The sequence below is a fragment of the Sphingomonas sp. PSPC2-2 genome, from assembly GCF_049897725.1.
In the GTDB taxonomy this organism is placed as follows: domain Bacteria; phylum Pseudomonadota; class Alphaproteobacteria; order Sphingomonadales; family Sphingomonadaceae; genus Sphingomonas.
Genome location: NZ_JAFCWU010000009.1, coordinates 184,099 through 194,519, shown reverse-complemented (window position 1 = coordinate 194,519; position 10,421 = coordinate 184,099). Strand labels below are relative to the sequence as shown.

The 10,421-nt window shown below is 60.8% G+C and carries 11 protein-coding genes; all 11 read right to left on the bottom strand.

Going from position 1 to position 10,421, the window contains the following annotated elements; translation table 11 throughout:
- Positions 1-1,885, bottom strand: a 1,885-nt coding sequence (locus tag ACP7BY_RS16605; protein WP_426288206.1) for a hypothetical protein, incomplete at its 3' end; no start/stop codon positions are given.
- A 30-nt stretch (positions 1,886-1,915) separates the two neighbouring features.
- Positions 1,916-2,476, bottom strand: a complete 561-nt coding sequence (locus tag ACP7BY_RS16600; protein WP_137902316.1) for a gp53-like domain-containing protein — start codon at positions 2,474-2,476, stop codon at positions 1,916-1,918.
- Between the two features lie 11 nt (positions 2,477-2,487).
- On the bottom strand, positions 2,488-3,249 hold the full coding sequence (locus tag ACP7BY_RS16595; RefSeq protein WP_137902315.1) for a putative phage tail protein: 762 nt from the start codon (positions 3,247-3,249) through the stop codon (positions 2,488-2,490).
- On the bottom strand, positions 3,246-4,385 hold the full coding sequence (locus ACP7BY_RS16590; protein WP_033965709.1) for a baseplate J/gp47 family protein: 1,140 nt from the start codon (positions 4,383-4,385) through the stop codon (positions 3,246-3,248). The genes ACP7BY_RS16595 and ACP7BY_RS16590 overlap by 4 nt, the downstream gene beginning before the upstream one ends.
- Positions 4,385-4,909 (bottom strand): phage GP46 family protein, encoded by a 525-nt coding sequence (locus ACP7BY_RS16585; protein WP_052192403.1) that lies wholly within the window; start codon positions 4,907-4,909, stop codon positions 4,385-4,387. Before ACP7BY_RS16585 ends, ACP7BY_RS16590 begins: the two co-directional genes overlap by 1 nt.
- A gap of 8 nt (positions 4,910-4,917) precedes the next feature.
- Positions 4,918-5,499: a phage baseplate assembly protein domain-containing protein gene (locus tag ACP7BY_RS16580; protein WP_033965710.1), complete on the bottom strand. Its 582-nt coding sequence runs from the start codon at positions 5,497-5,499 to the stop codon at positions 4,918-4,920.
- Positions 5,496-6,608 carry a phage baseplate assembly protein gene (locus tag ACP7BY_RS16575; protein ID WP_052192404.1) on the bottom strand — a complete coding sequence of 371 codons (1,113 nt, stop codon included), beginning with the start codon at positions 6,606-6,608 and terminating at the stop codon, positions 5,496-5,498. Before ACP7BY_RS16575 ends, ACP7BY_RS16580 begins: the two co-directional genes overlap by 4 nt.
- Complete coding sequence (locus tag ACP7BY_RS16570) at positions 6,605-7,927, bottom strand: DNA circularization protein (protein ID WP_033965711.1); 1,323 nt, start codon at positions 7,925-7,927, stop codon at positions 6,605-6,607. Before ACP7BY_RS16570 ends, ACP7BY_RS16575 begins: the two co-directional genes overlap by 4 nt.
- A gap of 47 nt (positions 7,928-7,974) precedes the next feature.
- Positions 7,975-9,642 carry a phage tail tip lysozyme gene (locus tag ACP7BY_RS16565; RefSeq protein WP_137902314.1) on the bottom strand — a complete coding sequence of 556 codons (1,668 nt, stop codon included), beginning with the start codon at positions 9,640-9,642 and terminating at the stop codon, positions 7,975-7,977.
- A gap of 110 nt (positions 9,643-9,752) precedes the next feature.
- Positions 9,753-10,031: a phage tail assembly protein gene (locus ACP7BY_RS16560; RefSeq protein WP_033965714.1), complete on the bottom strand. Its 279-nt coding sequence runs from the start codon at positions 10,029-10,031 to the stop codon at positions 9,753-9,755.
- Positions 10,032-10,042: 11 nt separating this feature from the next.
- Positions 10,043-10,414, bottom strand: coding sequence for a phage tail tube protein (locus ACP7BY_RS16555; RefSeq protein ID WP_033965715.1), 372 nt, complete (start codon positions 10,412-10,414; stop codon positions 10,043-10,045).
- Positions 10,415-10,421 lie beyond the last annotated feature (7 nt).

Genomic DNA, 10,421 nt, shown 5'->3' with positions numbered 1-10,421 from the left:
CGCCGTTGGTATCAAAGTCTCCGCCGGGCGGAGAGGTAAAGGTTATGGCGTCCGGCCTCGCGTGATTCTCGAAGGTGACCCGGCGGTTCTGGACTGAGGATGAGGGTATAAGACTGGCCCCAGCAAGCTTGATCGCTAGAGTTCGGTAGGACGATCCGGGTGCCAAGCGTATCGTAGTCTCGCGCGCGTCGATGTTGTAGAGGCTGACTGCGGTGTCAACGCGGGTTGCCTTGATGTCTACATCAAGGCCCGAGCAGGTGTGCGGGGCACCGTCAAATGTAGCGGTGAACCCTGTTGAATAGCCATCAACGACTCCGCGAGCGTAAACCTTGCTGACGTCCCCTGCGAGCATCAGTCCAGCGCCTAAAAGGTTGCTTCCGTCAGTTGCCGGGGCAGTACCTGGAGCAAATGCATTGGCTTTTAGCCCAGTGACCCGCACCGCAGATTGACCGAGATAAAACGCCGCCACCTTGCATGGCCCAATAACCTCGATGTCTTCAAACGAACTGCCAGTTTCGTAACTTGCTCCCCGGAAATAAGGCACCATCGCAACGGCATTGTAACTGCTGATCTGATCTGAATAGGCGGGTGCGTAGATGCGCCCATTCCTGAAGGTGCAACGCTGGTTGTCCCGCCCTAATGCGCCGGGATTCACGCAATTCACCGTTATGAAGTTGGTCGCGGTGCAGTCGTGGCAGCCATAACCTAATTCGATTCCGGTATCCGCAGAGTTTTCGATGTATACGTCTTCAAGATGGACGTTGCTGATGACGTCGCCAGTGTCGAGACTACCGCCCGACGAGGTGGCGAAGATGCCGTTTTGCGTGACGGTCGTATAGATCCGAATGCGACGGCCGAACATATTAGACGCGACAAGCTGGAGGCCGTTTGCGTATGTATTCCAGGCGAAGAGACCATCGACCTCCAAGAGGCCGCCACGGTGCACGAGCACGTTCGAGGAGGAGCCCTTGGCCTTTAAGTTCTGGATAAACACGCGACTGGAGGGCGTTTCTGGCGTGAAATCGACCTGTAGCAGATCGTTGTAATTTCCGCCCAGCGTTGGATTCGGATCGGTGGCGTCGATATGTATATTGAGAAGCTGAGCGTGGGTGGAAACGAGAATTCCGACACCGTCGGAGCCGGAGCCCCCCATCTTCTTCAACACCCCGCCCATACCGTGGACCACTAGGCCCGGCGTGGTCACCTCAACGATATCGCCCTTGAAGGGGAAGGTCCCGGGTGGGATCACGAAATGATCTTTTCCCTGGACCGCAGCACGGATTGCTGTCGACAGATCTCCGGTCCAGGTGCCCGCGATGATCTGTGTCTGGGTCGTCTTCGCAAAAGCGTCTAGCAGCGTTGGGAGGTTTCGCAGGGCGCTATCGACATCGGTCGGGGTGCCGGCCCACTGGTAACCGATGGCGTTGCCCTTCTGGCGGACCCATGCCCCTTCATCGAGCCTAGTGCTGTCAGCCTTTATGGTTGTAATGCCATCCTCGACATAAGGTGGGGCATCTGTCTTGAAGAAAAATTCACCATCTGGAATGCTTTCGATTCCTACGAGCTTTGCGACCTTGAGCGTTACATCGGATGCCCTAAACCTTTCGAGGTTGGTATAAGTGTTGTCGGGCGGTCCAGGGATCGTGCTTTGAAATCCAGGATTTTGCGTGATTGCATAGTCCGCGAATTTGTTTAGCGCGACTTTATCACTATCAGTAGGCAGGACACCCCAGAGGCCATTGGTTCTGGCTATCTCAGCAAAGCTCGTTGCTTTACTAATGAGCTGATCAACCAGAATACCGACGTCTTTTCCGTCTTTCCAGCCGGCGATCTTCTCCGTCCCGTCCAGCAATGCTGGCGGGCTAAAATCCCCAATTGTGGGCATGTCGGCACTCCAAAAATTAGGTTTTGTCGATCAGTTTCCGAGCGCGATAAAGTCGATGCCATCGATCGAATTGGTGGTCCCGCCGCCGCCCAAATTCATGAACAGAGTGACCGAATCCGCGCTTCGCGATTGCCGCTGAGGCCAAATGTCTTTGGTATTTGTGCCCGAAGAGTTGATGGACACAGGGATCAAGGCCCAGCATGTGGCCGGGAACGGGTTGTCGAAGGTGACCGTCAGCTGACCTTCCGAGTAGGTTCCTGAGGCAGTTCCGACCTTTAAAAGGAAACCTCCCGCAATTGGGATTGTCGCCTGGCTCGCGCCGATTATGACCCCGCTTCCACCCCCCTGCGCCACGAACAGGACACGAAGAGCCGAAAGTAATTGGCTATGGTTGCTTTTGTCAGGCGTGAGGCCCGCCGCTATGACAAGGCCGACCAGCTCTTCCTGAACGGTGTTAAACCAGTCTTGGGTTGGAACCGTTGCAGGCACTGATGTGGTAGGGTCGCCGCTCGACCAATAACCCGGCGTACCCGACACGGCGGCTGGGGACGGCAGCGCGGGCGCTGCCGTCGGTCCATCGATCCGATGCATAATAATCCCCTTCAGGACAGTAGAATGATGTCCGTTCCTGCGGGGCGGCCAGCGGCGAGCTCGCAAAGCAGCACATCGATCGGCGCGCCGCCGAAATTGGAAACGATCGTTACGCCCCAGATGAACGTCCAGCGTTCGTCGTTTATCGGCTCGTTGATGCTGCTATGGCCGACCCGGAACGGCGAAAAATTTGTGATTGTAATCGTAAAACCGAGCGTTTTGGCCATGTCGAGATAGTGCTGGCGCGACTGTCCGCCGCCGCCAACGAAGCGCGCGCGGATCTGATCACAGCGTTGCTGCACAGTCGGCGCGTCTCCCGCGCAAGGATCTGGCAAGCCGAGCGTTGCTTCCCATTCCGGGATGAACCCAGATAGCGATGATCCGGGGAGACTACCCGCCAGGATCGAATTTGCCGCCGCATCAAGGGCAACAAGCGTCTTGGCTACACCTCGAAAAACGCGCGCTTGTACGCCGTTCGGGTCGAGCGACCAGACGCGGCCACGCGGGCGCAGCGAAAGCGCGACATCGGTGTAGTCGTCTTCGCTGTAGCGCGCGACACCGACTGGCGCGGGTGGTGCCGGTAATTGCGGCTTCGGCAGCGCCGGGAGCGGAACTGGAGGCGGGCGGCTGGGCGGCGCAGGCGTAGCCGCAGGGGATGCCGGTGGTGTCGAAACCGGTGTCGGTGTTGGGTTTGGTGCTGGATCGGGGGTCGTGATCGGCGAGCCAGGATCCCCGCCGCCACCGCCATCCAACGTATCGGGTTCGGCCCTCATATGTAAATGATCGCGCCCGGCACGGGCAGTGCGCCGGCATTCGAGGTGATGTTGCCAGTCGCGCCTGGTGAGACTGTGCCGGCCGATGCTGAGACATTGGTCAGCACGAAGCCGCCCGTCAGTGCCACGGCCGCGATCGCCGCCTCGATCGCTGATATATTCGTGACACCGCCTGGCCGCCCTGCGACCAGTAGCGCATTCGCAACGGCTGCCGCAATATCGGCTTTGGTCGCGGTGCTGGCCGTCGAAAGCCCGGCGATCGTCAGGCCGATGACATTCTGCGTTGGTGCGACGGCGTAGACCAAGGCGGTCACTGGTTGCTGGAAATACAGGGCATTCGCGAGCGCGAGCTGATCCCCGGTTGCAGGCGTATCGCGTGTCTCAAGGCGCGCGCAGCCGTTGGAACCCTGGGGGAAGCCTCCATGAGCCGCTTGCACATCATCCATCATGAAAAACAGGACGACGGACCCCGGGCCCATCCCGCTCGGTATCACCCACACCCGCGTGACGCCGGGCACCGCCAGCGCCCATTCGCCATAGTCATCGATCGATCCGCCTTGGGGTGGCTTCTGATAGGCAATCAGCATTCGGCTGCGCAGGGATGCGTCGGTCTCGACGCTTGCCCCTCCCGTCAAAGGCCCGGAACTTGTCCCAGATGCGGAGATCCCGGAGATGCCAACGCCTAAGGTAAGCGCGACACCCGCAGCGCCATTCCCGTCGATCCCAGCAACGGAAGCGCGGATCGGTACCGTAGCTGCACCTGCGATGACAGTTGCGTCTGCAGTGGTGAGGTAACTCACGCCATCCGATCGGCTGACCAGAGATCCAGTGGGAACCACGGTGCTATTGGTCCCGGCAAAAATGGCCGCACCAACCGCGCTGGTAGCCGGCTTTCGCGTGACGCCTTTGAGGGCCGCCCATCCTTCGAGATACTCGTCCGTCGCGGTGAAGGGATTGCTCTGCAGCGCGATCCAATCGAGGTAGCCGTAGAGACCGTCCACCAGGCCCGCGAGTACCTCGGCAATGATGCCGAGGTTGGACCAGCGCAGCAGCGCATCGAGCCCCGTCAGGACGGAGTTGATCCCGGTCGCGGCGGTGACGCGGATCTGCGACAGATTGGGGCGTGCGAAAGGCATTAGATTGTCTCCCAAACGCGCGCGAATTGCATGGCCATCTGCGTGCCATCTTGCCGACGAAGCACGACCTGGGCGGCGATCGTTTTCGCATCCTGATATTCTGCGGTCACCGCGATCGATGCGACCACGCCGTCATTGATCATCCACTGCAAGGCTTGGCCGACATCATTGCGGATCAACTCCGGGAGATCGGGCATCGCCTTGGACCGTTCGCGCAGCCACAGCTTGGAGCCGATGGGTCCGGCCCACCATCCTCGAGGATCTCCGGACCCATCGGGAATGACGTCATCCGCCCCAGCTTCCGCATCGGTGAATAGGCTGATCAGGACCGCTGTTTGCAAGTCCTGGTCGGAAACCAACCCGGTCCCGGGCGTGTACGCCTCCTCAGCCGCGAGATATTGGCGTCCTTCCCCATCGCGGATCGACGCACCTCGAGCATCGACAATGACATTCGACCGACCGATCGAAAGCGTCCAATCTCCGATACCAGCTGCGGCGTCCCAGATCGTGGCGATGTCAACCACAGGCCACCTCAAGCGTCATGATCAGTTGTCCCGGTGTTGCCGCTGATCGTGCCGCCGGTGTGCTTGTGCGCGTGGTACGCATCGCGCAGCGCGTTCATGCTGACCGGTGTGCCGTCGCATCGGCTGATGAAGTCGCCAGTCGTCTCCACCTTTGGCGTCTCCAGGCGAACCTTCGTAGATGCCTTGATTGTCGCCGTAGCCGCGTTCTGGACCACAACATCGCCACCGGCCGCATCGATCTGGAGTACGCCGTCTTTGAGCCAGATATACGCGCCGCGCGCGCCGTCCTTCGCCCGGTAGAGCATCGTGTCGCCAGGCGCTAAATTTTTGGGCCGCGATGGCCGATGATTGGCTCCAACGGCGATTGTCTGGGACCGATCTCCGCCGAGGCGAAGCAGCACCACCTCGGTTTTTTCCGGTGCATTGCTCGATAAGCCGAACAGGCCAATCATAACGATATCGTCCGTAAGGCTTTCGCCTTCGTCGCTCCCGGTGTTCCCTTCCGATATTTGAAGGCGCTGAACGTCCTTGTCGTCCTTCACAAGCGTGAGGCGACCGCGACCGATCAGATTGAGAATTCGCGACATCATGGCAGCACCAATTGCGACGTCGAATCTGGCGCAATATCTGCCGTGTTGAGATTGGTCAGACTGATCGGTTCCGGAGCGAATGCCGATGGTGGCATGACGAACAAGTCCGCAACGGTCCCGCGTTCGCTCGATCGGTGAAAAGTCACCTCGGAGATGCACATCTGGCCCTCGCCGCGCAGGCCCGGGACGTCGACATCAATGAGGGTGTTGGGCTTCCAGAGCGTGCCGGCGCTATCACGCCAACTATCGATCGTGACGAATGCGCCACCCGCACGACCTGCGCGCCGTGCCACCTCCCATTTGGCCTTCAATTCGGTGAAGAAGCGCGGTGAAAATGCCGCTTCGGTCACCAGATACATCAACCGATGACGCGGAACATTCGGGTCGGATGCAGTGAAATAAAAGAATGAGTCATCACCCCCGGCAATATCGCCGAAGGTATTCTGCGAAAGTGCTGCGCAGCGGACCTCGGAATATCGTTGGTCCATTGCGTTGGTAACCGATGAATCGAGGACATTAACCCCATATTTTACGCCGCTGGCGGCCTTGACGGTTCCGACACGCGCAAGAAGCAGCGCGCCGTCCGAATCTTCATAGGCAAGCAATCCTGCGTTCCGCGCGTTCCGCTGGATGATCCCAGCAGCAGTCTCGCCATATGTAATGTTGGTTTGTGGAACCGGCTGGCCAGCATCAGCGCCTGCAGCAAGTTTGACCTCAATCCCATAAGGAGCAGCCAGCTTCTTGGCGATTTCCAACCCGGTTGCGCTCAGGATCTGGCCGCCTTTCCACTCAGCCGAGCAGTCGGTGAGATCCTGCGTCTTCCCACGCCCAATCAAAGAGAGGGTGTGTCCATCTGCGCTGGTCGTATTGCTGTCGCGATCGACGTATCCCGTGATCACGGTATCGCTGCCGATCTTGATCACGCATGGGTCACCGGCTTTCGCGACGACCGCTTTGCTGGTGATGGGCTCCTTTGAGGAAAGGCCGATCGCGAAGCTGTTCGGGAAAGCTTCGGCGCGAAGCGTGACGTCAATCGCTTCCCAGCCGGTGATAGCGTTGCCGCCGACCTCGATCGAAAGATCTCCATCCGGCCTATGAGCATCCGTCATGCGGCGAGCGCCAGCAATTCGGTTGGCATGAAAAGCGGCGACGGCACGCCACTCTGAGTGACAATTTGAGATGCACGGGACGGATCGCGATACCAGCGCTGCGCCAGGACGAGCGCCGGTGTTGCGCGCGGACTGCGAAAGGTTCGGACCTGCGCGAGATTGGCCCCGCGTGCGCGAAGGTCGCGCACGACCGCGCCGAGCGCAGCGGCCAACGCACTATAGGTTTCGCGGTCGCCAGCGTCCGCCGCGATCGTCGCCTCTGCGTCGATAAGCGAAACCAGGCGCTGCACCATCGCGGCCGCGTCATTTGCACTGGTCGGCTGATATTGCCCCGCCGCGACAACCAGCGACGAGGTAGCGGCACGGCGCACCATACCGTTGATCGCCGTTCCGATCGCGGTGGTAGCTTCCGTGCGGCCGGGATCGTAAGCGAGCAGTTGCTCAAGCAATCGGATCGCATCGGCCGGGTCGGCGCAGGCATCCGCGAGCGCCTGCACCATTGCGACGATCGAGCTGGCGACGTCCTGCGCATAGCCAAGGTCGGTGGTCGAGACTGCGGTCATCAGCGCTTGCGCTGCTGCCGCAATTCCGACCCGCGCACCCGAGGCTACACCAATCAGCGTCGCGACGGTCGTACCTGGCGAATAGGCCGCACTTGTCCGGTCGGAGAAACCCGCATTGCCCCCGGCGCTGAAGCGACCGTAATTGCCTGGAAGCTGAGCGGTGAGACGATGCAACGAGGTGGCATCAGCGCCGAGCGCAATTGCCTTGCTGCTCCAGGAGGCGGCAGTGATCCTCATATCCTGCCGCCGACCGCCGGCTGCGGCCGCAAGTGCGATCAGTCGCACACCATCGACGGCAAGAGCGAGCTTCCCAAGATTGGCTGCGCTGAGCAGGCCGGATGACGATGATAGAATAGACGGGAAATTGCGCTTTCCGCTCTCCACGAACTCGATGTCAACGCTCGACTTGCGCCCGGCGTCGAGCTCTTGGCCGACGTTAAAGCGCGTGACGCACACCTGAAGGATCCCGAGCGTTGGATGCGTGAGCATCCCCGCGCCCGACCGCTCGAGCGCTGCAATAAGCAAAGCACGCTGCAACTGCACAGGGCCGCCCGCAAATCGGATAGATCCGTCCAAAATGAAGCCGCGAAAGCGAAAGCGACGGGCTTCGCGACCCATATCCTCCGTCCATGGGTCGTCGCGCCCTGGATATTGGTGGACAACCTGGCGTCGCCCGCCGCCAATTTCGTCATTGGTGACGATAAATGGAACGCCGCGGAATGTCGCCGGCAGAAGACCGCTGTTAGGCAATGCCATTTTCGGCCTCCATTCTCGGTTCGAGGACGAAAGAGATCGTCACGATCTCATCCGCCGTGCACCGGCTCAAAAGCATGGCTCACTGCAGGCGCGGGCCCGCTCCCCGCCTTGACAGTCGTGCGTGTCCCAGGCGGTGCATTCTTGTGCTCAACCGTGACGTGAACGGGGATCGCGGATAGGGCTCTAGCGACGGCCGCGCGCTCTGCACCATCTCGATCCGGGTTTGCAGGGCGTTCAACATAGCGCGCGAAGCCCGCTGCCACGGATCCAGCATCGTTGCCGTTCGCTCGAGCACGCTGCCAATTCTTCTTTTCTGAATGTTGGAGCTCGTACAGCATCGCATCGATTTGCTGATCCTCGCTCGCGTTCTCGATATCGACGCCCGTTATCCGTCGAAAGAGCGCCTTCCGCGCCTTGTCAGTTACCTGGAACAGTCCACGACCATTCCCGCCTCTTTCGCGCGCTCGGTAGTTCGCGCCACTTTCCCGCACCGCATTCGCCGCTATGGCCGTCGCGTCACTGAACGGGACTCCCCGGGCAACAAGCTTGTCGCGGAGGGTAACCCCCTTACGCGCTTCGCTGATCGCGCCCTCACGCGTCAGTCTTCCACCTCCGCCACCGGCATAATTGACCGCGCCTTCGAAGCGCGATGAAGCGCGTTCAAGTTTATCAGCAGCACGCTCGCTGGTTGCAGAAGCGCGCTCGTTGGTGCGGGAGCTGCTCATCATGGATCGCGCGCTCGAAATGACCGCGGTCCCTACGGTATCAACACCTTCGGCAACCATCCGCGACGCAGCATTGGTGCCGCGCTCTGCCATTTGGGCACCGATCGTGTCGCGTCGTGCGATGCGCTTGCCGGTCGTGATACCAGCGTCATCGATGACAGCGCCTTCCTTCCCGGCGCGTTCCATATCCTGTGACAGGGCCTTACCACCCTGGCTGAAGGCGGGCAGCGCAGACTCCGGGATACCGAGGATGCGAGCGGCCGTGCGGCGTCCAGACGAATTCTGGCGGCTGACCGCATCAGCGATCTGCGGCAGCATTGCCTCTACGCCGACCGTGCCATCGCTTTTGGTCTTCAGCGAAACGCCCATCCGGGCCAGAAGAGCAAGGGCATCGTTATTGCGCCCATAGCGCGCGTCGTTCAGGGTCTGCGAAAGGCCGCCAAGGGCCGCGCCGGCCGTCCCACGGTCAACCCCGGAACGTTCGGCCGCGAGACTGAATTCCTGCAGCGCCTTTGTGCCGACGCCGATGATCTCGGCTGTTCGGCCGATCGCCGCGGCCCCCTTCGCCCAGCCATCTGCGACCTTGAACGCGGCATAGGCCGCCGCGGCCAACACCCCGATCGTGGCAGCGCCAGCGACCGCGACCCCGCCCAGCGCGCCCTCGAGCACTCCGCCCGCTGCCGATGCCTCACCCAAGCCGGATCCAAGAGCAGACGCTGCGGAGCGAGCTGCCCCGAGGCGGTCCGATAATCCACCGGTGATCGATTTCCCGCCGAAGGCGCGGGCTGCAGCCTTTTCTACCTCACCGAACGTCCGCGCCATGCGTCGGCCCGATCCGCTGACCGTTCGCTCGCGCTGTTCGGCCGCCTTGCGGTCGATCGATCCGAGATTTTTGGAGATTTGACCGAGGTTTCTCTCGGCAGATTTCTTGCCCTTGTCCGTCTTGTCGGAGGCTGTGATATCGATGCCGAACGTTGCCTGGGCAGTCATATCATGCCCCCTTCATTCGACGAAGCCGCCAAGCTCCCACCACTCGTTGAGCATCGACCATGGATGGGCGAGTATTGCAGGTGGCAGGCAGCCGAAGGCCCTCGCGAGAATTACGTGTCGCTGTCGCCAGTCTTCGGGTCGTCGAACAAAAAACTAGCGAGGTAGCGTGACCCGGCGCGGATATCGCGCGCGCCGATCATCTTCACTGCTGGCAATGGGATGCCCGAGACGATCGCGAGCGACATCAAGTCGGCCTCGACGCCGCGATATTTGTCGATCTCGAGCATCTGTGCGCCAGTCGGTTCGGCCAGGCGCATTTCGGTGAAGGTTTCGCCCAGCGTCACCGGCTTGCGCAGGGTGATGGTCAGCTGGTCAGGGAGTTCGCTCATCAAAGGGTGCCTTATGCTGCGATGACGTCGGGACCATCGAACTCGATGGAGAAGGATCCGTCTTCGGTGTTGATCTCGATCGGGTCGCCAGTGCGCCACATATTGCGGCCGATGATCGATTTGCCGTTGGCAGGGGAGAGCACGATCGTCGCATTGGTCGCCGCGTTGAGCGCGGCGATGTCGACATTGTAACCGTCGCGTCCTTTCCAACTGATCTTCCCCTCCATCGGCATCTCCGAATACCCTTCGACGCCGGTCTGGCCCTTGAGGGTTTCGCGATGGGCCGAACTCAGCCGGTACGTCCCCTCGCCGACGATGGTGAAGGACTGGCCGTCGATCGTGACAGAAGCGGTGCCGGCAAGCCGGTTTGGGTCATTGGCCATCGCGGCG